Annotated in this window: 26 protein-coding genes and 1 pseudogene; 12 read left to right on the plus strand and 15 right to left on the minus strand. The window is 69.4% G+C overall.

Going from position 1 to position 24562, the window contains the following annotated elements; translation table 11 throughout:
* A pseudogene (locus ACFVH2_RS20595) lies at positions 1–189 on the plus strand (hydroxylase); the annotation flags it as partial.
* Positions 190–280: 91 nt separating this feature from the next.
* On the opposite strand, the gene ACFVH2_RS20600 reads toward ACFVH2_RS20595, so the two are convergent.
* Together ACFVH2_RS20600 and ctaD are read right to left on the minus strand one after the other, a co-directional pair.
* Entirely contained in the window at positions 281–700 is a 420-nt protein-coding gene (locus ACFVH2_RS20600) for a group III truncated hemoglobin (RefSeq protein ID WP_378428347.1), read from the minus strand.
* Between the two features lie 104 nt (positions 701–804).
* On the minus strand, positions 805–2547 hold the full coding sequence (ctaD, locus tag ACFVH2_RS20605; RefSeq protein ID WP_378428345.1) for a cytochrome c oxidase subunit I: 1743 nt from the start codon (positions 2545–2547) through the stop codon (positions 805–807).
* 307 nt (positions 2548–2854) lie between these two features.
* On the opposite strand from ctaD, the gene ACFVH2_RS20610 reads away from it, so the two are divergent.
* From ACFVH2_RS20610 to ACFVH2_RS20625, 4 genes are read left to right on the plus strand one after another with little or no spacing between them, the layout of a single operon-like run.
* Complete coding sequence (locus ACFVH2_RS20610) at positions 2855–3583, plus strand: amino acid ABC transporter ATP-binding protein (protein ID WP_378428354.1); 729 nt, start codon at positions 2855–2857, stop codon at positions 3581–3583.
* A 16-nt stretch (positions 3584–3599) separates the two neighbouring features.
* Positions 3600–4430 (plus strand): glutamate ABC transporter substrate-binding protein, encoded by an 831-nt coding sequence (locus ACFVH2_RS20615; protein ID WP_378428343.1) that lies wholly within the window; start codon positions 3600–3602, stop codon positions 4428–4430.
* 24 nt (positions 4431–4454) lie between these two features.
* Positions 4455–5141 (plus strand): amino acid ABC transporter permease, encoded by a 687-nt coding sequence (locus ACFVH2_RS20620; RefSeq protein ID WP_378428341.1) that lies wholly within the window; start codon positions 4455–4457, stop codon positions 5139–5141.
* Entirely contained in the window at positions 5138–6055 is a 918-nt protein-coding gene (locus ACFVH2_RS20625; protein ID WP_378428340.1) for an amino acid ABC transporter permease, read from the plus strand. The genes ACFVH2_RS20620 and ACFVH2_RS20625 overlap by 4 nt, the downstream gene beginning before the upstream one ends.
* A 366-nt stretch (positions 6056–6421) precedes the next feature.
* Here ACFVH2_RS20625 and recX read toward each other — a convergent pair whose 3' ends face one another.
* The 9 genes from recX to ACFVH2_RS20670 form a co-directional block, all read right to left on the minus strand.
* Positions 6422–7000, minus strand: coding sequence for a recombination regulator RecX (gene recX, locus ACFVH2_RS20630; RefSeq protein WP_378428339.1), 579 nt, complete (start codon positions 6998–7000; stop codon positions 6422–6424).
* A gap of 4 nt (positions 7001–7004) precedes the next feature.
* Positions 7005–8042: a recombinase RecA gene (recA, locus tag ACFVH2_RS20635; RefSeq protein WP_378428337.1), complete on the minus strand. Its 1038-nt coding sequence runs from the start codon at positions 8040–8042 to the stop codon at positions 7005–7007.
* Between the two features lie 227 nt (positions 8043–8269).
* Positions 8270–8464 (minus strand): DUF3046 domain-containing protein, encoded by a 195-nt coding sequence (locus ACFVH2_RS20640; RefSeq protein ID WP_378428335.1) that lies wholly within the window; start codon positions 8462–8464, stop codon positions 8270–8272.
* A gap of 22 nt (positions 8465–8486) precedes the next feature.
* Entirely contained in the window at positions 8487–9635 is a 1149-nt protein-coding gene (locus ACFVH2_RS20645; RefSeq protein WP_378428333.1) for a glycosyltransferase, read from the minus strand.
* Positions 9636–9660: 25 nt separating this feature from the next.
* Positions 9661–10644 (minus strand): LLM class F420-dependent oxidoreductase, encoded by a 984-nt coding sequence (locus ACFVH2_RS20650; protein ID WP_378428331.1) that lies wholly within the window; start codon positions 10642–10644, stop codon positions 9661–9663.
* A gap of 72 nt (positions 10645–10716) precedes the next feature.
* Positions 10717–11238: a DinB family protein gene (locus ACFVH2_RS20655; RefSeq protein ID WP_378428329.1), complete on the minus strand. Its 522-nt coding sequence runs from the start codon at positions 11236–11238 to the stop codon at positions 10717–10719.
* A 92-nt stretch (positions 11239–11330) separates the two neighbouring features.
* The gene (locus tag ACFVH2_RS20660; RefSeq protein ID WP_378428327.1) at positions 11331–11747 is read right to left on the minus strand and encodes a hypothetical protein; all 417 of its coding nucleotides are present in this window, start codon (positions 11745–11747) and stop codon (positions 11331–11333) included.
* 137 nt (positions 11748–11884) lie between these two features.
* Positions 11885–13393: a glycerol-3-phosphate dehydrogenase/oxidase gene (locus ACFVH2_RS20665; protein WP_378428325.1), complete on the minus strand. Its 1509-nt coding sequence runs from the start codon at positions 13391–13393 to the stop codon at positions 11885–11887.
* Positions 13394–13400: 7 nt separating this feature from the next.
* A complete protein-coding gene (locus tag ACFVH2_RS20670) occupies positions 13401–14039 on the minus strand; it encodes a TetR/AcrR family transcriptional regulator (RefSeq protein WP_378428324.1) in 639 nt (212 codons plus the stop codon).
* An 86-nt stretch (positions 14040–14125) separates the two neighbouring features.
* Between ACFVH2_RS20670 and ACFVH2_RS20675 the strand changes: the two genes are divergently transcribed.
* The gene (locus ACFVH2_RS20675) at positions 14126–15706 is read left to right on the plus strand and encodes an FAD-binding oxidoreductase (protein ID WP_378428352.1); all 1581 of its coding nucleotides are present in this window, start codon (positions 14126–14128) and stop codon (positions 15704–15706) included.
* Entirely contained in the window at positions 15703–16617 is a 915-nt protein-coding gene (locus ACFVH2_RS20680) for a diacylglycerol kinase (protein ID WP_378428322.1), read from the plus strand. Before ACFVH2_RS20675 ends, ACFVH2_RS20680 begins: the two co-directional genes overlap by 4 nt.
* Before the next feature lie 21 nt (positions 16618–16638).
* Here the strand turns inward: ACFVH2_RS20680 and ACFVH2_RS20685 are convergent, their stop codons facing one another.
* Positions 16639–17346, minus strand: coding sequence for a PIG-L deacetylase family protein (locus ACFVH2_RS20685; protein ID WP_378428349.1), 708 nt, complete (start codon positions 17344–17346; stop codon positions 16639–16641).
* 60 nt (positions 17347–17406) lie between these two features.
* Positions 17407–17580 (minus strand): hypothetical protein, encoded by a 174-nt coding sequence (locus ACFVH2_RS20690; protein WP_378428320.1) that lies wholly within the window; start codon positions 17578–17580, stop codon positions 17407–17409.
* Positions 17581–17791: 211 nt separating this feature from the next.
* On the opposite strand from ACFVH2_RS20690, the gene ACFVH2_RS20695 reads away from it, so the two are divergent.
* The 5 genes from ACFVH2_RS20695 (at position 17792) to ACFVH2_RS20715 (ending at position 22993) form a co-directional block, all read left to right on the plus strand.
* Positions 17792–18412, plus strand: a complete 621-nt coding sequence (locus tag ACFVH2_RS20695) for a biotin transporter BioY (RefSeq protein ID WP_378428318.1) — start codon at positions 17792–17794, stop codon at positions 18410–18412.
* A 9-nt stretch (positions 18413–18421) separates the two neighbouring features.
* The gene (locus ACFVH2_RS20700) at positions 18422–19102 is read left to right on the plus strand and encodes an energy-coupling factor ABC transporter ATP-binding protein (protein WP_378428316.1); all 681 of its coding nucleotides are present in this window, start codon (positions 18422–18424) and stop codon (positions 19100–19102) included.
* Positions 19099–19704: an energy-coupling factor transporter transmembrane component T family protein gene (locus ACFVH2_RS20705; protein ID WP_378428314.1), complete on the plus strand. Its 606-nt coding sequence runs from the start codon at positions 19099–19101 to the stop codon at positions 19702–19704. Before ACFVH2_RS20700 ends, ACFVH2_RS20705 begins: the two co-directional genes overlap by 4 nt.
* 499 nt (positions 19705–20203) lie before the next feature.
* Positions 20204–21193: a diiron oxygenase gene (locus ACFVH2_RS20710; RefSeq protein ID WP_378428312.1), complete on the plus strand. Its 990-nt coding sequence runs from the start codon at positions 20204–20206 to the stop codon at positions 21191–21193.
* Positions 21194–21223: 30 nt separating this feature from the next.
* On the plus strand, positions 21224–22993 hold the full coding sequence (locus ACFVH2_RS20715) for an FAD-dependent oxidoreductase (RefSeq protein ID WP_378428310.1): 1770 nt from the start codon (positions 21224–21226) through the stop codon (positions 22991–22993).
* A 72-nt stretch (positions 22994–23065) separates the two neighbouring features.
* Here the strand turns inward: ACFVH2_RS20715 and pspA are convergent, their stop codons facing one another.
* Together pspA and ACFVH2_RS20725 are read right to left on the minus strand one after the other, a co-directional pair.
* Positions 23066–23914 carry a phage shock protein PspA gene (gene pspA / locus ACFVH2_RS20720; protein WP_378428308.1) on the minus strand — a complete coding sequence of 283 codons (849 nt, stop codon included), beginning with the start codon at positions 23912–23914 and terminating at the stop codon, positions 23066–23068.
* Positions 23915–24102: 188 nt separating this feature from the next.
* Positions 24103–24489 carry a helix-turn-helix domain-containing protein gene (locus ACFVH2_RS20725; protein ID WP_378428305.1) on the minus strand — a complete coding sequence of 129 codons (387 nt, stop codon included), beginning with the start codon at positions 24487–24489 and terminating at the stop codon, positions 24103–24105.
* Positions 24490–24562 lie beyond the last annotated feature (73 nt).

Genomic DNA, 24562 nt, shown 5'->3' on the forward strand with positions numbered 1-24562 from the left:
GCGGTGGACGAGATCTTCGCCCGGTCCGGTGGCGGGGCCCTGCACTACAAGTTCCCGATGCAGCGTTTCTTCCGCGACGCGCACGCCGGCATCGCACACGCCATCCACGTGCCCGGGTCGATCTTCCACTCGTCGGCACTGACGCAGCTCGGTGGTGAGCCGCAGGGCATCCACCGCGCGATGATCTGACGCCTCGACACGAACAATCGAGGCAGTGCGCCGAATGCGGCGACCACCCACCGGCGGTCGCCGCATTCGGCGTTTCGCGATGTCCGGGCGACTACGACCCGACCGAACCGGTCCGCAAGGCCTCCGCCGCCACGCTCGGCAGGCCCGCCAGCCGTCGGTGCATCGACGTCGCGATCCGCTCCCCCTGCACCCGGGCGCGGTCGGCCATCGGTCCGGCGTACATCTCGTCGAGCGCGCCGTGCCACAACGCCAGCCAGCGCTCGAAGTGCTCGGAGTGCAGCGGGTGCTGCGCACGCACGCGCAGGTGCACGCGCATCGCGCTGCCGCGATAGGTCCCGGCCCCGAACAGGATCGTCTCCCAGAAGTCGCACATCACCGGCAGGTGCGCGTCCAGCCCCTGCTCGCGCACCTCTGTGAAGGGCTCGGCCAGCAGGTCGTCGACCAGCGCGCGGCCGTAGAACCGGCGCAACAGCGCCTCGACGTCGGCGCGGGTCGCAATGTCCGCCGGCATGGCGCGGACCTCCTCGAACGGGCCGGCGGGCGGCCGGCTGGGCAGAAACGACAGTCGCCATTCTGACCGTCCGATCCACGCGCCACGTCCGACTGTGCGGACTCTCACTCCCGCGTGCCGGCACCCGCCTCCGCGAGCGTGTCCGACCGGTGGGCGCGGGTTCCGACGTGCGCCTCGGCGCGCATCCGCTCGACCATGTGCGGGTAGTGCAGCTCGAACGCCGGGCGCTCCGACCGGATCCGGGGCAGCTCGGTGAAGTTGTGCCGCGGCGGCGGGCAGGTGGTGGCCCACTCGAGCGAGTTGCCGTAGCCCCACGGGTCGTCCACGGTGACGACCTCGCCGTAGCGGTAGCTCTTGAAGACGTTCCAGATGAACGGCAGCGTGGAGCCGCCGAGGATGAACGCGCCGATCGTGGAGACGGTGTTCAGGGTGGTGAACCCGTCCGAGGGCAGGTAATCCGCGTAACGCCGGGGCATGCCCTCGGCGCCGAGCCAGTGCTGGACCAGGAACGTGGTGTGGAAGCCGATGAAGGTGGTCCAGAAGTGCCACTTGCCGAGCTTCTCGTCCATCAGCCGCCCGGTCATCTTCGGGAACCAGAAGTAGATGCCGGCGTAGGTCGCGAACACGATGGTGCCGAAGAGCACGTAGTGGAAGTGCGCGACGACGAAGTAGGTGTCGGTGACGTGGAAGTCGATCGGCGGGCTGGCAAGCAGCACGCCGGACAGGCCGCCGAACAGGAAGGTCACGATGAAGCCGACCGAGAACAGCATCGGCGACTCGAAGGTCACCTGCCCCTTCCACATCGTGCCGATCCAGTTGAAGAACTTGACGCCCGTCGGCACGGCGATGAGGAACGTCATGAAGGAGAAGAACGGCAGCAGCACGGCGCCGGTGGCGTACATGTGATGCGCCCACACCGCGATCGACAGCGCCGCGATGGACATCGTCGCGAACACCATGCCGGTGTACCCGAACAGTGGCTTACGGGAGAACACCGGGATCACCTCGGTGATGATGCCGAAGAACGGGAGCGCCACGATGTACACCTCGGGGTGACCGAAGAACCAGAACAGGTGCTGCCACAACAGGTTCCCGCCGTTGGCCGGGTCGAAGAGGTGCGCGCCGAGGTGCCGGTCCACGAACACCCCCATGAGTGCCGCGGTGAGGATCGGGAACGCGAGCAGCACCATGATCATCGTGATGAAGATGTTCCAGGTGAAGATCGGCATCCGGAACATGGTCATGCCGGGGGCGCGCAGGCAGATCACCGTGGTGATCATGTTGACGCCACCGAGGATGGTGCCGACGCCCGCGACCGCCAGACCCATGATCCACAGGTCCGCGCCGACACCGGGCGAGTGCACCGCGTCCGTGAGCGGGCTGTACGCAGTCCAGCCGAAGTCGGCCGCGCCGCCGGGGGTGAGGAAGCCGGACATGGTGATCAGCGCGCCGAACAGGTACAGCCAGTAGCTCAGCGCGTTCAGCCGCGGGAACGCGACGTCGGGGGCGCCGATCTGCAGCGGCAGGATGTAGTTCGCGAAGCCGAACACGATCGGCGTCGCGTAGAGCAGCAGCATGACCGTGCCGTGCATGGTGAACAGCTGGTTGAACTGCTCGTTCGACAGGAACTGCATGCCCGGGACCGCGAGCTCGGCACGCATCAGCAGGGCCATGAGACCGCCGGCGAGGAAGAATCCGATCGACGTGACCAGGTACAGGATCCCGAGCACCTTCGGGTCGGTCGTCGTCACCATCTTGTAGAGGGCCGTGCCCTTGGGCCCGAGCCGCGCGGGATAGGGACGGGTGGGACGGACCTCGAGGTCCGGGTTCGGCCGCACCGCCGTCATCGCGCACGCCCCCGCGGGTCCGGCCGACCGGCCGGAGGCCGTGTCGACCGACGACAACTGACGAACTTCGCGACCGGATGCGCCATGGTGCCCCCTCGGTTGACCGATTCGCACTCGCTCCCCAGTAAACACCGATCAGCATCGTCGCGGGCCACGATCGTCACCGCCCGGGGCCAGTAAAGATTCCATTACAGCGCGCGGCGACCACCCAAAGCGCGCGGTTCGCCGCGCTCACGACATAGGGTCGACAACTATGACGAACGCGGGTGAATCGGGGGCTGGCGCGTCGACCGCCACCTCCCCCACCATGATCTCGATGAGCGCGGTGCAGAAGCACTACGGCGACCTGCACGTGCTGCGGGACATCGAACTCGAGGTGCCGTCCGGTCAGGTCGTGATCGTGCTCGGGCCGTCCGGTTCCGGCAAGTCCACCCTCTGCCGGACGATCAATCGCCTCGAACCGATCGACTCCGGCACCATCATGGTCGACGGCAAGGCGCTGCCCGCCGAGGGCAAGGCGCTCGCTGCGCTGCGCGCCGACGTCGGGATGGTCTTCCAGTCCTTCAACCTGTTCGCGCACAAGACGATTCTCGAGAACGTCATGCTCGCTCCGGTGAAGGTGCGCAAGACGAGCAAGGCCGAGGCGAAGACCCGGGCGCTCGAACTGCTCGAGCGCGTCGGCATCGCCAACCAGGCCGACAAGTACCCGGCGCAGCTGTCGGGAGGCCAGCAGCAGCGCGTGGCGATCGCGCGGGCGCTGGCGATGAGCCCGAAGGTGATGCTGTTCGACGAGCCCACCTCCGCGCTCGACCCGGAGATGGTCAGCGAGGTGCTCGACGTGATGACCACCCTCGCCAAGGAGGGCATGACGATGTTGGTGGTCACCCACGAGATGGGCTTCGCCCGCAAGGCCGCTGACCGGGTGATCTTCATGGCGGACGGGGCCATCGTGGAGGACACCACCCCGGACGACTTCTTCACCGCGCCGAAAACCGACCGCGCCAAGGACTTCCTCAGCAAGATCCTCGGGCACTGAACGACAGGGCAATCCGGTGAGACTTCGAAAGACACTTCCAGGCGTGGCGGCGCTGCTCGCGGTCGTGCTGACGCTGTCCGCGTGTGGCAGCAGCGAACCTCGCGACGTGCTCGCCGACGCCGCCGACGGCCACCTGACCATCGGCACCAAGTTCGACCAGCCCGGGCTCGCGCTGCGCGAGCCGGACAAGACCATGACCGGGTTCGACATCGAGGTGGCCAAGTACATTGCCAACTACCTCGGCGTCCCCGAGAGCGGTATCACCTGGCGCGAGGCCCCGTCCTCGCAGCGCGAGACGCTGATCAAGAACGGTGAGGTCGACTACGTCGTCGGCACCTACTCGATCACCGACAACCGCAAGAAGGTCATCGACTTCGCGGGCCCGTACTACGTGGCGGGCCAGTCGCTGCTGGTCCGCGCCGACGACGACTCGATCACCGGCGCCGAGTCGCTCCAGGGCGGCAAGAAGCTCTGCTCGGTGGCCGGCTCCACACCGGCGCAGAAGATCAAGAAGTCGTACCCCGGCGTGCAGCTGCAGCAGTTCGACAGCTACTCCTCCTGCGTCGAGGCCCTGCACCGCGGCAAGGTCGACGCGCTGACCACCGACGACATCATCCTCGCCGGCTACGCGGCCCAGTACCCCGGCGAGTTCAAGCTCGCAGGCAAGCCGTTCACCACCGAGCTCTACGGCGTCGGACTTCCCAAGGGGGAGACCGAGGCCCGGATGAAGATCAACGACGCGATCACCCAGATGATCGACACCGGCGCCTGGCAGGCAGCGCTCGAGAAGACCATGGGCCAGTCCGGTTACCCACTGCCACCGCCACCGACCGTCGACCGCTACTGACCACCGCATCCAAGGGAGGTGAACATGGGACACCTGCTCGACACGTACGGCCACCAGTTGGTCAGTGCCTTCTGGACCACCATCCAGCTCACGTTCTGGGCCGCGATCGGTTCGCTCGTCTGGGGAACCCTGCTCGCGGCGATGCGGGTCTCCCCCGTGCCGATCCTTCGCGGATTCGCCACCGCGTACGTAAACATCGTCCGCAACACCCCGCTCACCCTGATCGTGATCTTCGCCTCGGTCGGGCTGTACCAGAACCTCGGCGTCGCGTTCGCCCCGGAGGGCGACCCGGCCTTCATCGACCACAACAACTTCCGCCTCGCCGTGCTCGCGTTCATCGTGTACACCTCGGCGTTCGTCTGCGAGTCGTTGCGGTCGGGCATCAACACCGTGCCCGTCGGACAGGCGGAGGCGTCGCGGTCGCTGGGCCTGACGTTCAGCCAGGGCATCCGGCTCATCGTGCTGCCGCAGGCATTTCGCGCCGTCATCGCGCCGCTCGGCAGCGTGCTGATCGCGCTGACCAAGAACACCACGATCGCGTCGGTGATCGGAGTCGCCGAGGCGTCGCTGTTGATGAAGACGATGATCGAGAACGAGGCGGATCAGTTGTTCGTGGTGTTCGCGATCTTCGCCATCGGCTTCATGGTGTTGACCCTGCCGGTCGGATTCCTGTTCGGCTACCTCGGCAAGCGGATGGCGGTGAAGCGATGAGCGCGCAGGCGAGCGTCCTGTACGACATCCCGGGCCCGCGCGCCCGGGTCCGGAACCGGCTCACCGCGATCGTGTTCGGGGTCGTGCTGATCGCGGTGGCGCTGTACGTGATCCGGGTGCTGGCGGAGAACGGGCAGTTCGAGTCGGACAAGTGGTCGCCGTTCCTGGACCGCTTCACCTGGACCACGTACCTGCTGCCGGGCCTGAAGGGCACGCTGGTCGCGGCGGGGCTGTCGATCGTGTTCGCCCTGATCCTCGGCGCGGTCCTCGGCATCGGCAGGCTCTCCGACCACCGCTGGGTGCGCGCGGTGAGCGGGGCGATCGTCGAGTTCTTCCGGGCGATCCCGGTGCTGATCCTGATGATCTTCGCGTACCAGGTCTTCGCCACGTACGGCATCTTCCCGTCCAGCCAGCTCGCCCTCGCCGCGGTGGTCGTCGGGTTGACCCTCTACAACGGGTCGGTGATCGCGGAGATCCTTCGCGCGGGCATCCTGTCGCTACCGAAGGGACAGACCGAGGGCGCCGTCGCCCTCGGTCTACGCAAGGGGCAGACGATGCGGATCGTGCTGTTGCCGCAGGCGATCACCTCGATGTTGCCGGCGCTGGTCTCGCAGATGGTGGTCGCGTTGAAGGACTCGGCACTCGGCTACCAGATCGGCTACATCGAACTCATCCGCAGCGGGCAGCAGGCGGCCTCGTACTACCGCAACTTCTTCGCGGCCTTGGTCGTGGTCGGCGTGATCATGATCGTCATCAACTTCACGCTGTCGAGCTTCGCGACCTGGCTCGAGAAGCGGCTGCGCACCGGCCGCCGGGGCGGACGGCCGCCAGTCGCGCCGCTGGACACCGACGTCATCGAGGGCGCCCCCGGGATCGACGACATCATGGACTTCACCGACAAGCGGACCGCCTGACCGCTCGCGCCGCTGTCACCGTCCGGAACCGACCGATGCCATACCCCATGTCCATGCCCGGCGCACCTCCCAGGTTCACCAGATCGGACAAATTGATAATGACGATTATCACTCTTCCGCTGCGGGCGTGATCCAGGATTCAATATTGCGTCGCCTCAATCGAGGCGACGCAGCGTTTCGCTGCGCATGCACACAGAAAAGGGATCTCCATGACCTCCTCGGACACCGTTCCCCTCGCCCTGATCGGCCTGATCGGCAACGTCTTCGCGGGCTTGGCTGCGGGCTCCAGCAAGTAGCTAGCAGCGAGCGCGCTTTTCAACCGGGGGCCGTCGAGGGGTTGAAAAGCGCGCTCGCCGGTTCGTCGGCCTACCCTTCGGTCAGGTCCTCGGTGTCCGTACCGGCCCGCGCGAGCGCGGTCTTCACCACGTCGAAGGCCATGCCCTGCGGGTAGCCGCGGCGGGCGAGCATCGACACCAGCCGGCGCACCACGCGGTCGCGCTCGGCGCTCCGCCCGCCCGGGCCGTCCGCCTCGAAGTCGAGCGACATGGTGCGGAGCTTGCGCTCGACCAGTTCGGTGGCGCGGCCGCGCTCGTCGTCGCCGTCGATCTGCTCCAACGCCAGCGCGGCGACATCCGGCGCCACGCCCTTGGTGCGCAGCTCCATCGCCAGCGCGCGCTTCCCCTTGCCGGAGAACGTGTGCCGTGAGTGCACCCATTGCGCGGCGAAGGCCGCGTCGTCGATCAGCCCGACCTCGGTCAGGCGGTCGAGCACCCGCTCACTGACGTCCTCGTCGTACCCCTTGTCCGCGAGCTTCTTCGACAGTTCCGCGCGGCTGCGCGCCCGGTCCGTCAGGAGGCGCAGGCACAGGTCCTTGGCCTGCACCTCCTGGGCCGCGGGAGTCCGGGGCTGCGTGCCGTCGGGCCGCGCAGCGGATCGAGACGCCACGACCCTAGAAGTCGGCCGGGGCCGCGTCCTCGGCCGTCACGTCGGCCCCGATGCCCAGCTTCTCCTTGATCTTCTTCTCGATCTCGTCGCGAATGTCGGTGTTCTCCAACAGGAACTTGCGGGCGTTCTCCTTGCCCTGCCCCAGCTGGTCGCCCTCGTAGGTGAACCAGGAACCCGACTTGCGGATGAAGCCGTGCTCGACACCCATGTCGATCAGCGAGCCCTCCTTGCTGATTCCGTGGCCGTAGAGAATGTCGAACTCGGCCTGCTTGAACGGAGGCGCCATCTTGTTCTTGACCACCTTGATGCGGGTGCGGTTACCGACCGCATCCGAGCCGTCCTTCAAGGTCTCGATCCGCCGGATGTCCATCCGAACCGACGCGTAGAACTTGAGCGCCTTACCGCCGGTGGTGGTCTCGGGCGAGCCGAACATCACGCCGATCTTCTCGCGCAGCTGGTTGATGAAGATGACGGTGGTTCCGGAGTTGCTCATCGCTCCCGTGATCTTGCGGAGCGCCTGGCTCATCAGGCGCGCCTGCAGACCGACGTGACTGTCGCCCATCTCGCCCTCGATCTCGGCGCGCGGCACCAGAGCCGCCACCGAGTCGACGACCAGGATGTCGAGCGCACCGGACCGGATCAGCATGTCCGTGATCTCCAGCGCCTGCTCACCGGTGTCCGGCTGCGAGACCAGCAGCGCATCGGTGTCGACGCCGAGCTTCTTGGCGTAGTCCGGGTCGAGCGCGTGCTCGGCGTCGATGAAGGCCGCGATGCCGCCGTTGGCCTGGGCGTTGGCGACCGCGTGCAGGGCGACGGTCGTCTTACCCGAGGACTCCGGACCGTAGATCTCGATGACACGACCGCGCGGCAGACCGCCGATGCCGAGGGCCACGTCCAGCGCGATCGACCCGGTGGGGATCACCGCGATGGGCTGACGAGACTCGTCTCCGAGGCGCATCACCGAACCCTTGCCGAAGTTCTTGTCGATCTGTGCCAGCGCGAGCTCGAGCGCCTTGTCGCGATCGTGTGCCTGGGGTGCCATCGGGTTCTCCTTAGTCAGCGACTCGTCGAAACTTGAGGTCTCTGAAACCTAGGTCTCGAGAATCTGGGTCTCGGCAGCGTCCGGGTGAAACTGTTCTGCGATGCCGTCACCGTAGAGCGGGGTACCGACAAACTTCGCCGACACGGCCTGACGAACACACCCAGCATAGGGGAACACCTGTTCGAGTCAACTGTTCGCCCCGGCGAGTCGCGCCCCGGCCCCGACCCTCACCAGCGGCTACGCGGCACCTCGAACTCGGCGCACAGGGCGCGCCACACCTCGCGCGGTTCCTGCCCGTCCTCGATCGCCTGGGCGGCGGTCCTGCCGCCCATGCTCAGCAGCACGTGGTCCACCAGCAGCGATTCGCCGTAGAGTCGGCCGAACTCGCCGTGCACCAATTCGTTGAACTCGGTCAGTCGCACAACGCCACGGTAGCGCGACCGCTCACCTGACCGCCGCCCTGCACACCGCCACCGGATCGGCCACCTCGGCGATCGACTCCGCGGCACGTGCGGCGGCCGCTCCGAATGCCGGGTCGTCGAGCACCCGCAGCACCGCCTCCCGCAGGGCCTCGGCGCCGAGGGGCCGGACCACCACCGCGCTGCCCTGCCGCGCCGCCCGGTTCGCCAACTCCCACTGGTCGCCGCCACCGGGCACGACCGCCGCGGGCAGGCCGGCGAGCAGGGTCTTGGCCAGCATGCCGTGGCCGCCGCCGCAGACCACCGCCGACGCGTCCGCCAGCAGGGCGTCCTGGCGGCCGAGGCCGGCCCGCGCCCAGGACGGCAGGTCGGCGGGCGGGGTGTCGAGCATCGAGGCGACCACCCGCACCCCGGCCCCGTCGAGTGCCGTCAGCGTGGTCTCGAGCATCCCCTCGGCGCCGGTGAAGGCGGTCGACGGGGCGATCATCACCAGCGGGTCGTCGCCGGGCGGAGGGTCGAGCAGTTCGGCCGTCGGCTCCCACAGCAGCGGGCCCACCACGTGCGCGTGCTCCGGCCAGTCCGGACGCGGCACCTCGAGCGCGGGCAGCGTGGCGATCAGCCGCGCGACCGGACCCGGATCCTCGGCGGGCAGCCCGACGGTGACCCGGGCCGCGGAGCGTTGCCGCAGGCCCTGCTTGATCGACCGGCCGGTCGCCGCCCGCATCATCGCGTCCCGGGCCCGACCGCGCACGCCCTCCCCCGGCGCGAGGCCGCTGCCGATCGGCGGCAGCCCCTTCGACGCGGCGTAGAGCGGGTGCGGGGACAGCTCGACCCACGGCACGTCGAGCCGCTCGGCGGCCATCCCGCCGCCCGCGGTGAGGATGTCGGAGACCACCAGGTCGGGCAGCATCGCGCTCAGGTCTGGCAGCAGCTCGGTGGAGATGTGCGCGGCCCGCGAGTGGATCCGCTGGCCCGCGTCGAGATCGTCGTCCTCCGGTCGCGGCGCCAGCCCCTTGAGCTTGCGTGCGGTGAGACCGGCCGCCCGGGCCGGCCCGAGCCAGCGGTCACCGGTGAACAGCACCGGATCCTCGCCCGCGGCAGCCAGTTTCAGGCACAACGCGATGGCGGGGAAGGCATGACCGGGATCGGGTCCGGCGACGACGGCGACTCGCATCCGATCAGGGTGCCACAGCGCCCGTTCAGCCCGTGACGAGCGGGCGCAACGCAGCTCCCGCCAGCTCGACGATGCCGGGCTGATGACCGTTCGCGACCAGGTTCACCACGATCCCGTCGACGCCGTGGTCGAGCACTCGGGTCTGGATCTGCTCGGCCACCTCGTCGGGGCTGCCGACGAACTGGCGGTCGGTGGCGGCCGCGCGATCGGCGTCGGAGAGCAGCGACAGGTCCACGCCACGCGAGAGCAGGAACTCGCGCTGCAGCTGACGGGCGCGATCACCGTCCTCGTCGATCATCACGAACGCCAGGAAGCTCGTCTCGAGGGTGTCGCGGTCGCGGCCGGCCTCCGCGCAGCGCTGGGCGAGCGCGTCGAGCTTGCGGGGCAGCTCGGAGGCATTGCAGATGATGTTCAGGTGGTCGGCGTACCGGGCCGCGTAGCCGAAGGTCTTCTTCTCGCCACCACCGCCGAGCAGCACCGGAAGATCGTCGCGGATGCGGGGCTCGTTGATCGCCGTCTCGGTCCGGTACCACTTGCCCTCGACGGTCGGCCGCCGTCCGCGCAGCATCGGGACGATGATCTCGAGCGCCTCACCGAGCCGCTCGAACCGCTCGGTGAAGCTGCCGAACTCGTAGCCGAACTGCCGGTGCTCGAGCTCGAACCAGCCGGCGCCGATGCCGAGTACCGCGCGCCCGCCGCTGACCACGTCGAGGGTGGTGACGGTCTTGGCCAGCATCGGCGGGTTGCGGTAGGTGTTGCCGGTGACCAGCGCGGACAGCTGGATGTCGGTGGTGGCCATCGCGAGTCCGGCGAGGGCCGTGTACGACTCGAGCATCGGCTCGTCGGGTTCACCGATGCCGGGCAGTTGGTAGAAGTGGTCCATCACGAAGGCGGTGTCGAAGCCGGCCGCCTCGGCCTCGCGGGCCTGGGCGACGACGGTCGGGAACAGTTCCCGCACCGGTGTCCCGTAGCTGAAGTTGGGCATCTGGTAACCGAGTCGAATGGCCATGTCGCCCAACGCTACTCCGGATCGATGAACCCGTCGCCGCCTGCGAGGTATGCGAGCTTCGCCCGGCCCGGGTCAGAACTCCATGCCGGCGTCGGCACCCATCGTCATCGTGGTGTTCGCACCGTCGAGGGACTCACGGATGATGTCCGCGTGCCCCGAGTGCTGGGCGGTCTCCCTGATCAGGTGCAGCAGGATCTTGCGCGCGGACCACCACTGCCGCTCGGGCGACCACGGCGCGGTCGGCAGCGGCACCGGCGTGTCCAGGTCCGCGAGTCCGGCGACCGCGGCCTCGGTGTCAGCGGCGACTCGCTCGTAGTCCGCGAGCAGCGACTCGAGGGTGTCCTCCGGGCCTACCGTCCAGGACGCCATGCCCGCCGCCATGTCGAACTCCGCGTTCTCGTCGCGCTCGAGCATGGTCTTGATCCAGCCGCGTTCGGTGCCGGCCACGTGCTTGAGCAGTGCGGCGAGGGTGAGTTCGCTGGCCGTGGACCGGGTGCGCGCACCCTCCTCGTCGAGCCCACGGAAGGTGATCAGGAAGGTGTTGCGCTGGTCCGCGAGGATGTCGAGGATGTCGGACTGCTGCGAGGTGGCCATGGCTGTGATGTCCCTTCGTTCGATGTCGGTAGTGATCACGCTACGAGCTACAGCGGACAAGTTCGGTCCTCAATAGATTCGGAGTCTCGAGTTCAGTTCGAGGCAACCGGGTCGTCGTCGGCGACGGACTCGGGCATGCCGGTGCCGTACCGGTCCAGCACCGCGGCCACCCGGGCGCCCCACCGCTCGTGTGCGGACTGTCGCGTCACCCCGGCCGCGCGGCCGATGAGGGCCCAGGTCACGCCCGATCCTCGCAGGACGATCACCGTTTCGAGACCGTCCAGGCCGGCTCCGAGTTCCAGGCGCAGGCAGGCCAACTGCCAGGCCAGCTGCCGCCGCGCCGGCAGGTCGGTACCGGACTCGGCCTCCCACTCCGGCGTGCCCGGCAACGGACCCACGCCGACGATCTCGTCCGCCTGCCTGCCCACCTCGGCCATGGCGGCCACCGCCACCGCGGGTACGCGGTCCGCGATCTCCGCGGTCAATGCGGTCTCGACCAGGTCGTCCATCACCCCTCCTTCGTCAGGTTTGTCCTGACATCCTTGTCAGGGTATCCCTGACGGACGATGTCCGCAACGTCATGGGAGAAACGCGGAACGCCCCGGACCTCGAGGTCCGGGGCGTTCCGCACGAGCCGATACGCCCGTCAGTGGCCGCTCAACGCGGCCTCGGCTGCGGGCGTTGCTCGTTCGCGATCGGCGGGCACGAGTCCGATCCGGGTGCGGCGGTCGAGCAGATCGCCGACGTCGAGCGCCCCCTCGTGACTGACCGCGAACGCGAATTCCGCCTTGGTGACGTCGATGCCCTCGGCGACCGGCTCCAGGTCGCCGCAGGCGGCCACCGCGGCCGACTCCGAGCCGTACCGGGCGACCAGCGACGCGGGCAGGTCGCCCGGCACCGGCCCGACTCCGACCAGCGGGAGGCGAGTGGTCGTACATTGCCCGGCCGCGAGGCCCCCCGCGCGAACCGCCGCGTCGACGGCGTCCTGAGCCATCTTGCGGTAGGTGGTCAGCTTGCCGCCGACCACGCTGATGACCCCGTTCGAGGAGGTCAGCACGGCATGATTGCGCGACAGGTCGGCGGTGTCTCCGCCCCCGGTGTCGAGCAGCGGTCGCAGGCCCGAGTAGGTGGCGAGCACGTCGTCGTGAGTCAGCGCGGTGCCGAGCGCGGTGTTGACGGTGTCCAGCAGGAAGTCGATCTCGAACTCCTCGGCCTGCGGCACGTCGGGGATCTCACCGTCGACCGCCTCGTCGGTCAGGCCCAGGTACACCCGGCCCAACTGCGCGGGCAGCGCGAAGACGAAGCGGTTGGTCTCGCCCGGGATCGGCACGGTCAGCGCGGCGGTCGGGTTTCCGAGCGCCTCGGCGGACAGCACCAGGTGGGTCCCGCGGCTCGGCTTGAGCGCGATGTCGGGGTCCACCTGGCCCGCCCACACACCCGCCGCATTGACGACGGTGCGCGCGCGCACCGTCATGTCCGCGCCGGTCAGTTCGTCGCGCAGCCGGGCCGAGCGGCCGGTGACGTCGTAGGCGCCGACCCGGGTCAGGATGCGCGCACCGTTGGCGGCCGCGGTGCGGGCGATCGCCACCACCAGCCGGGCGTCGTCGATCAACTGGCCGTCGTAGGCGAGCAGCGCGCCGCGCAGCCCGTCCCGCTCGACCGCCGGGGCGAGCGCGGCGGCCTCCTGCGCCCCGATTCGTCGCGACCGCGGCAGCACCCGCGACGGGGTCCCCGCGGTGGCCCGCAGCACGTCGCCGGCGAGGAATCCCACTCGCACCAACGACTTCTCGAACAGACCGACCGACGGCAACAGCGGCACCAGCTGCGGCATTGCCCGCACCAGATGGGGGGCGGTGCGGGTCATCAGGATCCCGCGCTCGACGGCGCTCTCGCGGGCGATGCCGACGTTCCCGGACGCCAGGTAGCGCAGGCCGCCGTGGGCGAGCTTCGAGCTCCACCGACTGGTACCGAACGCCAGGTCGTGCCTCTCGACGAGGGCGACCTTCAGCCCGCGGGTCGCGGCGTCGAGGGCGACCCCGACGCCGGTGATGCCGCCGCCGATCACCAGAACGTCGATCTCGGCGCCGTCGCCGAGCTCGGACAGTTCCCTGCTGCGTCGGTCGGCGTTCAGCGCCGACGAGGATTGCGTGTGCACGGGGCTCCTAAGTGTTCCGGGGACTGGAATGACTACCCGAGGGGCTGAGATACGCATCGACCGCGTGCGCGAGCTCGGCGTTCAACGCCTCGGCGGACAGCAGCTCGACGACCATCCCGGCGGACTGCACCGCGGACTGCGTCATCAGCAGCACCATGGTCGCGAGACCGACCGGGTCGCCGTCGCGGATCGAACCGTCGACCTGACCGATCTCGACGACCGGGGTGAGCGCGTCGATGATCGCGCGCTGGCTCGCGCCGAGACGATCGACGATGTAGGTGATGAGCAGTTCGGGATCCGAGCGCAGGATCTTGACGAACAGCGGGTGGCTGCGCACGGTCTCGGCGGACTCCGCAACGCCGCGCACCAACTGCTCCCGGGCGAGTCCCGCCCCGGACATCTGCGGCAGCGCCAGACGGATCTCCCGGGTGAGCAGGTCCGCGACCACGGCCTGGGTGTCCGGCCAGCGCCGATACACCGTGGGCCTGCTGACCCCGGCGCGGCGAGCGATCTCGGCGAGCGTGGTTCGCCGGAGGCCGAACTCGAGCACGCAGGCCCGGGCCGCATCGAGGATCTGGTCGTCGACGGTGCGCGCCACGGGCGACGCCTCGGCGTCGGCCGGCATTTCTGCGTTACGGATAGACATCGTGTGTAACACTGTAACGCATGACCGACTCAGCAGCGACGCGATCCGACGCACCCCTCGCACGCCCGGACGCCGCGGCGCCCACCATGGAATGGGACGCCTGGGGCGTCGGCGAGTTCCGCAAACAGCTCTCCCCGCAGGTGCTCACCCTGCTCAACGCGGCGCTCGGGGTCTCCGCCGAACAGGCACCGCCGCCGGCCGAGTCCGGCGCCACCCTGCGCCCGACCAACCTCACCGAGGAGCACCGCACCCAGGTCGCGGCGATCGTCGGCGCCGACCACGTGCGCACCGACGACGCCACCCGGCTTCGCCACGCCGGCGGCAAGAGCACCCCGGACCTGTTGCGCCGCAAGGACACCGATCCCCAGGATGCGCCGGACGCGGTGGTACTGCCCGGCTCCCACGACGAGGTCCTGGCCCTGCTCCGCTGGTGCGCGACCGAGTCCGTCGCGGTCGTCCCCTTCGGCGGCGGCACCAGCGTGGTCGGCGGTCTCGACCCCGAGCGCGGCGGCTTCGTCGAGGTGATCACCCTCGACCTGCGCCGGCTCGACGCGTTGGTGAGCCTCGATCCGATCTCCGGTATCGCCGTACTGCAGGCAGGCGTGACCGGCCCGCAGGCCGAGCAGATGCTCGGTGCGCACGGCTTCTCCCTCGGCCATTTCCCGCAGAGCTTCCAGTTCGCGACCATCGGCGGTTTCGCCGCAACCCGCTCGTCCGGCCAGGCCTCGGCCGGGTACGGCCGCTTCGACGACATGGTCCACCGGGTCCGGGTGGCGACGCCCGCGGGCGACCTGGACCTCGGCCGCGCCCCCGCGTCGGCCGCCGGCCCCGACCTGCGGGAGCTGTTCGTCGGCTCCGAGGGCACCTTCGGGATCATCACCGAGGTCGCGGTGCGCGTCCACGCCGCCCCCGAGGCCACCGTGTACCAGGGCTGGTCGTTCCCGGACTTCGAGACCGGCGCCGCCGCGCTGCGCACGGTGATCCAGACCGGCGCCACCCCGACCGTCATGCGCCTGTCCGACGAGGCCGAGACCGGGCTCAACCTCGCCCTGGCCGGCGACATCGGCGGCGACAGCCCGGCCGCCGGCTGCCTGGCGATCACCACCTTCGAGGGCACCGAGGCGCACGCGAAGGCCCGCTACGACGAGGCGTTCGCGCTGATCACGGCGGCGGGCGGCACCGCACTCGGCGAGCAGCCCGCCCGCGACTGGGAACACGGCCGGTTCGACGCCCCGTACCTGCGCGACGCCCTGCTCAACGCGGGCGCGATCGTCGAAACCCTGGAGACCGCCACCACGTGGTCGAACCTGTCGAACCTGCGCACCGCCGTCACCACCGCGCTGACCGAGTCGCTGACCGCGCAGGGCACCCCGGCGCTCGTCATGTGCCACATCTCGCACACCTACCCGACCGGCGCATCGCTCTACTTCACCGTGGTGTGCGCACAGACCTCGGATCCGCTGCCGCAGTGGGCGGCGGCGAAGAAGGCCGCGGGCGATGCGATCGTCTCCGTCGGCGCCACCATCACCCACCACCACGCGGTCGGCCGCGATCATCGGCCGTGGATGACGGACGAGGTCGGCGAACTGGGCGGACGCGTGCTGCAGGCGGTCAAGAACGCCGTTGACCCCACCGGGATCCTCAACCCTGGCAAGCTGATTCCGTGACGAGGTCTGTGACGGTCCTGACGAACCCGGCCGCGGGTAACGGCCATGCCCCCGAGGCGGCCGCCGCCGCGATCGCCCGGCTGCGCGATCTCGGCGTGCAGGTCACCGAGATCGAGGGCGAATCCGCGGCCGAGGCGCTCGAGCTGGCCCGCAAGGCTGTGGCCGAGGGCACCGACGCGCTGGTCGCGGCCGGCGGCGACGGCCTGATCAGCATCGCCTGGCAGGCCCTGGCCCAGACCGACATCCCGCTCGGCATCATCCCGGGCGGCACCGGCAACGACCATGCGCGGCTGTTCCACATCCCGGTCGACGATCCGTCCGCCGCCGCCGACGTCATCGCCCGGGGCACCACCTCGACGATCGACCTCGGACGCATCACCCAGCCCGAAGCCGGCGAGAACGGAATCGACCGCTGGTTCGGCACCGTGCTGTCCAGCGGGTTCGACTCGCTCGTCACCGACCGGGCGAATCGGCTGCGCTGGCCCCGCGGTCCGATGCGCTACAACGTCGCGATGGTCGTGGAACTGGCGCAGCTGCGGCCGATCCCCTACCGGATCGTGCTCGACGACCAGGAGATCGAGCTGGACGCCGCGATGGTGACGGTCGGCAACGGCACCTCCTACGGCGGCGGCATGCTCATCACCCCGAACGCCGAGGTCACCGACGGGCTGCTGGACATCACCGTGGTGTCCGCGGGCAGTCGGTTGCGGCTCGTGCGCCTGTTCCCGACGGTCTACAAGGGCACCCACGTCGAGCTGGACGAGGTGCAGACCTTCCGGTCCAGGCGAGTGCGGCTCGAGGCCGCCGGCATCACCGCCTACGCCGACGGCGAGCGGACCGCCCCGCTGCCGATCGACATCGAGGCCGTGGCGGGTGCGGGCCGGGTGATCGTGGGCGCACCGATCCGTTGACGGCGTCCGGCCGCGGACGCGTCAGTAGGTGAACAGCTCGAAGCCGACCGCCCGCTCGGCAGGGAAGTCGCCCTTCGGCCCGGTCGCCATCTCGATCTGTTTCGCGGCCTGCTGTGCCACGGGCACGTCACTGAGCGCGCGGAGGTACACCGCGTGTTCGGTCAGCGACGTGACCGCCACCCCGACGGTGGCGGTCACGTCGACCGCGTGGGTGTAGCCGACCATCACAGTGGCCGCCGCCCATCGCACGCCCGACCAGGGCGGCTGGGGAAGGTCCGGGAAGATCCACTCGTTGGCGGCGTCCGAGATCGCATCGAGCGCGGACAGTCCGAGCGCGCGGTGATCGGCGCTGTTGAGGTGCCCCGGCGCCCAGGTCTCGCGGAAGTTGCTCGTCGCGACGAACTCGGGCCGGTGGCGACGAATCGCGCCGGCCAGCGAGCGACGCAGTTCGACACCCGCCTCGAGGCGTCCGTCCGGGTGACCGAGGAACTCGACCTCGCGGACGCCGACACGCGCGGCCGAGCGGCGTTCCTCCTCCTCGCGCAGTGGCCCGCTCTCGGCGGGCGGCAGTCCCGCGATCCCCGCCTCACCACTGGTGGCGAGCACGTAGCGGATGTCCTTGCCCTGCGCGGTCCAGCGCGCCACCGCGGCGGCGCAGCCGTACTCGATGTCGTCGGGGTGCGCGACGATCACGATGCCGCGCTGCCAGTCCTCGGGCACCGGCGCGATGTGTGTCGACTCCATGGAAGTCAGCATGCCCCGAACCCGCCGGACACGCGTCGCGACGCGTCAGACGCGGGTCACGTCGTTGCTGTCGCTGCCCGACATCGCCTTGAACAGCAGGTACAACCCGAACACCACCGCGCTGACCGCGAGGATCCAGAACAGCCCCTTGACCAGTACGCCGACCAGCGCCATCGCGACCCAGATCAGGGCCACCACTCCGATGATTTTCCAGAACACGTCCGTACTCCATTCACTCCGGCGAACCAGCATTGGCGGTTCGATGCCTCCAACACTGGCACGCCGACGACCGGAAAGCACCAGCTCAGCAGCAAGATCAGGGAAAGATCAGGGTGATCCCCGAGAGCGGGGGCGGGCGGGGCCCCGGACCCTCCCCGGGCCTGACATAAGCTCGGTCGGTCCCCCGACGTTCAAGGAGCCGTGCCCCGCCGTGTCCACCCGTACTTCTGGCGCCCCGAAATTCTCCGCACGCGACCTCGCGCAGGTAGCTGTGTTCGCCGCGCTGATCATCGCCCTGGGTCTGCCGGGGACCATCAACATCGGCACCTCCGGCGTCCCGATCACCCTGCAGACACTCGGAGTGATGCTCGCCGGAGCGCTGCTCGGTCCCCGTAAGGGCGTGCTCGCGGTGCTCACCGTGATCGCACTCGGTCTGGCCCTGCCCGTGCTCGCCGGCGGCCGGACGTCGCTGACCTCCCTGTCGAGCCCCACGGCCGGGTTCCTGATCGGCTGGATTCCCACCGTCGCGGTGATCGGCTGGCTGACGGTCAAGTTGCTGCCCCGCTACAACGTGATCGTCGGAACGCTTGTCAACGTGGTCGGTGGGATCGTCGTGCTGTACGCGTTCGGTATCGCCGGAATGATGGTGCGCGCCGACCTGACGTTCGCGAAGGCGCTGAGCCTGAACGTCACCTTCCTGCCCGGCGACGCGATCAAGGCGGTCGTCGCGGCCGCTGTCGCAGCCCAGGTGCACCGCGCCTATCCCGCGCTGCTCACCGGCGCGGCGCCGGCACGTGCCGCGGCCCCGGCGCCCGCTCCCGACGCCGCCTGAGAAGACTCCATGAGCGAGATCCGTTTCGAGTCCGTCGCGCACCACTACGGCGAGCGCCCGGTGCTCACCGGAATCGACCTGACCCTGACCGAGGCCCGTATCGGGATCGTCGGGGCGAACGGGAGTGGCAAGTCGACCCTCGCGCGGATGGTCAACGGGCTGGTGCTGCCGAGCTCGGGCCGGGTCACCGTGGACGGCCTGGACACCGGCCGCGACGGCCGAAAGCTGCGACGCAAGGTCGGCTTCGTCTTCACCGACCCGGACCACCAGATCATCATGCCGACCGTCGCCGAGGACATCGCATTCTCGCTTCGGCGCAGCGGACTCTCCGGCGCCGACCGGGACGCGAAGGTCGCGGCGGTGCTCGACACCTTCGGCCTCGCCGGACATGCCGACCACCCCACGCACCAGCTCTCCGGCGGGCAGAAGCAGCTGCTGGCCATCGCCGCGATCATGGTCACCGAGCCGGAGGTGATCGTCGCCGACGAGCCGACCACCCTGCTGGACCTGCGCAACACCCGGCTGGTCGCGCAGACCCTGGCCGAGCTGCCACAGCAGGTGGTCGCCGTGACCCACCAACTCGATCTGCTCGCCGACTTCGACCGCGTGCTGGTGATCGACTCCGGCGGCGTGGTCGCGGACGGTACGCCCGGTGAGGCGATCGGCTTCTACCGCCGACTCGTCGGATGACCACGCTCGGGCTCTACCACCCGGGCCGCTCGGTCCTTCATCGCCTGCCGGCCGGGGTGAAGCTGGCCGGGCTGGTGGCGGCGTTGGTCTGCCTGGCCGTCGTGGTCCGCGAGCCGTGGCAGCTCGTTCCCGCTTCCGCCGTGGTGGTGGCGGGCTTCCTGGTGGCCCGGATCCCGTTGCGGCTGGCGTTGTCACAGTTGCGCCCGGTGCTGTGGATGCTGCTGTTCATCGGGCTGTTCCAGGCGATCTTCACCGGCTGGCAGCGCGCACTGGTGGTGTGCGGCGTGCTGCTGCTGTCGGTGGCGGTCGCGGCGCTGGTCACCCTGACCACTCGGGTACTGGACATGCTCGACGCGGTGCACCGCGGCCTGACGCCGCTGCGGCGCTTCGGCGTCGACACCGACCGGGTCGGCCTGGTGATGGCGATGACCATCCGCTGCATTCCCCTTCTCAGTGGGCTGGTCGCGAGTGTGACCGAGGCCCGCAAGGCGCGTGGCCTCGGCTTCTCGCTTCGCGCCCTGGCCGTCCCGGTGGTGATCGGGGCGCTGCGCACGGCGGATGCGATGGGCGAAGCGCTGGCGGCGCGCGGAGTGGACGACTAGAGGCGGCAGCATGTTACCGCCTCGTTACCTCAGGTTACGGGCCGTGACCTAGCTGTTGCTTTCAGGTAATGCCTTGTGCCACAGGGCTATTAGGCGTTGGAACTGCCGATTTCCTCGGGTAGACATGGGTCGAGCGCCGACAAAGGCGTCACAGTGAAGCAACGCTTCCCCGTCACTAGGAGTTCACATGGGTTCATCGGCAACGGAGCTCACCCAGGTCGCCGCGGGCGCCACCCTGCTCTCTGCAGTCGTCGCGCTCGTCGCGGGCGTCGCCGGCGTCGCATCCCTGTCGGCATAGGAAGCACACGCGTCACCACCCGAGCGGTAACGAGAAGGCCCCGCGGCTCACCCGAGCCGCGGGGCCTTCCCCGTGCCGCGCGACCCAGCCGTCCCGGTCCGTAGATTTATCTGAAACTCGCCGTTACACTCACATGAACCGACATCCGACCGCCGCACCCGAACCTCGGCGCCCGGACGTAACTGCGACACGGGAGAAGCGATGAGCCTCACTACCGGCACACCCACCGACACGGACCGGGCGCGCTACGAGGAATCCCTGACGATGCTCTCGGCGGCATCGGTGCACAAGCACTTCGACCCGTTCGAGGACATCGCCTGGGACGCCCCCGAGTTCGCGGTGACCCCGAACGATCCCCGATGGATCCTGCAGAAGGAGAGCGACCCGCTCGGCGGCCATCCCTGGTACCAGGCCCTCCCGCAGGAGAAGCAGATCGAGATCGGCATGTGGCGCCAGGCCAACGTGGCCAAGGTCGGCCTGCAGTTCGAGAACATCCTGATCCGCGGCATGATGCAGTACGTCTTCTCGCTCGAGAACGGCTCTCCCGAGGCCCGGTACTGCACGCACGAGAGCATCGAGGAGTGCAACCACACCCTCATGTTCCAGGAGATGGTCAACCGGATCGGCAAGGACACCCCCGGCATGGGTCCGCTGATGCGCTTCGTCTCCCCCTTCCTGCCCCTGGCCGGGTCGACGCTGCCGGTGATCTTCTTCATGGGTGTGCTCGCGGGCGAGGAGCCGATCGACCACATCCAGAAGGCCGTCCTGCGCGAGAACGGTGTCATCCACCCGATCATGAAGGGCGTCATGGCGATCCACGTCGCCGAAGAGGCCCGGCACATCTCGTTCGCGCACCAGTTCCTGCGCCGCCGGGTCCCGGCGATGTCCAAGGTCGGCCGATTCGTCGCCTCGCTGGCCATGCCGATCATCATGCGAATCCTGTGCGACGTCATCGTGATCCCGCCGAAGCAGTTCTGGCGCGAGTTCGACATCCCGAGGCAGGTCAGGAAGGACCTGTTCTGGGGCACCCCGGAGGCGCGGGAGTCCCTGCGCGACTACTTCGCCGACGTGCGCATGCTGGCCACCGACAGCGGGCTGATGAACCCGGCGTCCCGCCGGGTCTGGAAGGCCCTGAAGATCGACGGCGAGGTCTCGCGGTATCGCAGCGAACCCGCCCGCCGCGCGGCCTGACCGCACGTCCCCAGATCGGAACTCACCGCCATGCCCCACGTCGTCACCCAGTCCTGTTGCAGCGACGCGTCCTGCGTGTACGCCTGCCCGGTCAACTGCATTCACCCGACGCCGGACGAGCCCGACTTCCTGACCGCGGAGATGCTGCACATCGACCCGGCCGCGTGTGTGGACTGCGGCGCCTGCGTCTCCGCGTGCCCGGTCGACGCGATCGTCCCGCACTCGAAGCTCGAGCGGTCGCAGCAGGTGTTCCTGTCGATCAATGCCGACTTCTACAAGGAGGAACGCCCGCGGCCGACGCTGGCCCCGGTCATCGCCGCGGCCGCGGTCAGCCGGGACCGTGAGCCCCTCCGCGTCGCGATCGTCGGCTCCGGCCCGGCGGCGATGTACGCCGCCGACGAACTGCTCACCCAGCCCGGCGTGGCGGTCAACGTCTTCGACCGGCTTCCCGTGCCGCACGGCCTCGTTCGCGCCGGCGTCGCGCCCGACCACCAGAAGACCAAGCAGGTCGCGAGGCTCTACGACACCATGGCGGCACAGTCGGGCTTCGAGTACTACCTCGGCGTCGAGATCGGAAAGGACGTCACACACGACGACCTGCTCGCGCACCACCACGCGGTGATCTACGCCGTCGGCGCCTCGTCCGACCGAAAACTCGACGTGCCCGGCGCCGACCTGGCCGGCACGGCATCCGCGACCGAGTTCGTCGCCTGGTACAACGGTCACCCCGACCACGCCCACCACGACTTCGACCTCTCCCACGAGCGGGCGGTGATCGTCGGCAACGGCAACGTCGCCCTCGACGTCGCGCGGATCCTCACCGCCGACCCGGACCGGCTCGCGGGCACCGACATCGCACGGCCGGCGCTGGAGGCGTTGCGGCGCAGCCGGATCCAGGAGGTCGTGGTCGTCGCACGCCGAGGCGTCGCCCAGTCCGCATTCACGGTCCCCGAGTTCGCCGCGCTGCTGGCCACCGCGGACGCCGACGTGCTGGTCGACCCCGCCGAGCTGGCCCTCGACGCCGCGACCGCCCGACTGGCCGACGACGGCGCCCTTCCGCACGCGGTTGAGCAGAAGCTGCAACTGATCGACACCCTCCGCACCCGCGCCGCCGGGGTCCGGGTCGCCCCGCAGGCTCCGCTCGGCGCCCGTCGGCGAATCACGTTGCGCTACCTGCAGACCCCGACCCGGATCCTCGGCGCGGAGGCCGTCACCGGGGTGGAACTCGTCCGCAACTCGCTGACGGTCGGGACGGACGGACAGGTCCGCGTCGAGCCGACCGGGGACCTGGAACTGCTCGACGCCGGCCTGGTGCTCACCTCGATCGGATACCGCGGCGTGCCGATCGACGGCGTGCCGTTCGACGACCGGGCCGGCGTGTTGCCGAACGTGGACGGCCGAGTGCTCGAGGGGGTCGGCGGAACCGTCCTGCCGGGCACCTACGCGACCGGGTGGATCAAGCGCGGGCCGTCCGGGTTCATCGGCACCAACAAGTCGTGCGCGCAGCAGACGGTGCGCGGACTCGTGGAGGACTTCAACGCGGGCCGCCTGCGCGAACCGCGTTCGGCCGCACCGGCGCTGGCACAGCTGGTCCGCTCTCGTCAGCCTGCCGTGATCGACCGGGCGGGCTGGCTGGCGATCGACCGCGCCGAGCGCGAGCGCGGCGCGGAGTTGGCGCGAGTGCGGGAGAAGATCGTCGACCCCGTCGAGCTCCGGTCGATCGCGGCGGCGGACAGCGAGCGGGAAACGGGTCGACGCCGGAAGGATTCGCGGACCCTGCTGCGGTCTCGGCGGCGCTGACCTCGGTCGGCAACGCGAAACGGCCTGTCGGACACACGGTGTCCGACAGGCCGTTTCGCGTGTGTACGGAAACTACTGGGCAGCGGGTCCGGCACCATCGGTCTCGGGTGCCACCGGGGTGGCCGGAGCCGCGGGCGTGGCCGGGGCCACGGCGGGCGTCGCCGGGGCAGCCGCGGCGCCGCCGGACGGCAGGGCGTCGCCCTTCATCGAGGCACGGATCTGCTCGAGGCGGCTGTGACCTGCCATCTGCACGCTGGCCTGCTGCACCTCCATCATCCGACCCTGCACCGAGTTCTGGGCCAGCTCGGCCGAACCCAGCGCGTCGGCGTAGCGGCGCTCGATCTTGTCGCGGACCGCGTCGAGGCTCGGGGTGTTGCCGGGCGCCGCGAGGGTGCTGTCCATCGAGCGCAGCGAGTCGCTGACCCGTTCCTGCATCTTGGCCTGCTCGAGCTGGCTGAGCAGCTTGGTGCGCTCGGCGACCTTGGCCTGCAGCGCCATCGCGTTCTGCTCGACGGCCTTCTTCGCCTGTGCCGCGGCCTGCAGCGACTGGTCGTGCAGGGCCTTGAGGTCCTCGACGCTCTGCTCGGCGGTCACCAGCTGCGCGGCGAAGGCCTCGGCGGCGTTGGTGTACTGCACCGCCTTCTCGTTGTCGCCCGCCGTCGCGGCCTGATCGGCGAGGGTGACCGCCTGGCGCGCGTTCGCGTTGAGCTTCTCCACCTCGTCCAGCTGACGGCTCAGCTTCATCTCCAGCTGACGCTGGTTACCGATGACGGATGCGGCCTGCTGCGAGAGCGCCTGGTGCTGGCGCTGTGCGTCCTCGATCGCCTGCTGAATCTGAACCTTCGGGTCGGCCTTCTCGTCGATCTTCGAGTTGAAGAGCGCCATCAGGTACTTCCATCCCTTGACGAACGGATTAGCCATGGGTTGATCCTGCCTCCAATTGATGCGCCGCGTCGTACGCGACCCGATGCGCGACCGTCACGCACCGAACAAGGGCACTGCCCCTACCAGCTTGTTCGGATCCACCGGACGAGACCTGGTGGTCAATGTCGAATCTACCGTGGTGACACGGCCGAACGGGATATCTGCCTGCCGTGGGTCGCGGACGGCTACGCGGCCGCCAGGGCCCGCGCAGGCGCGGGAATTACCATCCGGGTGTCCCCGGCGATCCGGGTGGACCCCTCGCGCACCGACGCGGCCGGGCTCGTCCGCGCGGACTCGGCGCCGACCGCCTCACGCTGGTCGGAGACACGCACCGCCGCTCCGTCCGAGAGCGTCTCGCTCACGTCGAAGAGCACGTCGGCCAGCGGAACCTCGAGAGCGTCGCAGATGGCGGCCAGCAGTTCGCTGGAAGCCTCCTTGCGCCCGCGTTCCACCTCGGAGAGGTAGCCCAGGCTGACCCGCGCGGAACTCGAGACCTCGCGCAGGGTCCGGCTCTGCGCGACCCTCGTGCGCCGCAGACTGTCACCGATCGCTTCTCGCAACAACACCGTCATCTGGCACCTCCTTCATCTCCACCGACTGCTCATTCAACGCTCGATCGTGACTGAATGGTTCCCGATTGCGGGC

The organism is Rhodococcus sp. NPDC127527 (assembly GCF_042672245.1).
Taxonomy (GTDB): domain Bacteria; phylum Actinomycetota; class Actinomycetes; order Mycobacteriales; family Mycobacteriaceae; genus Rhodococcus_G.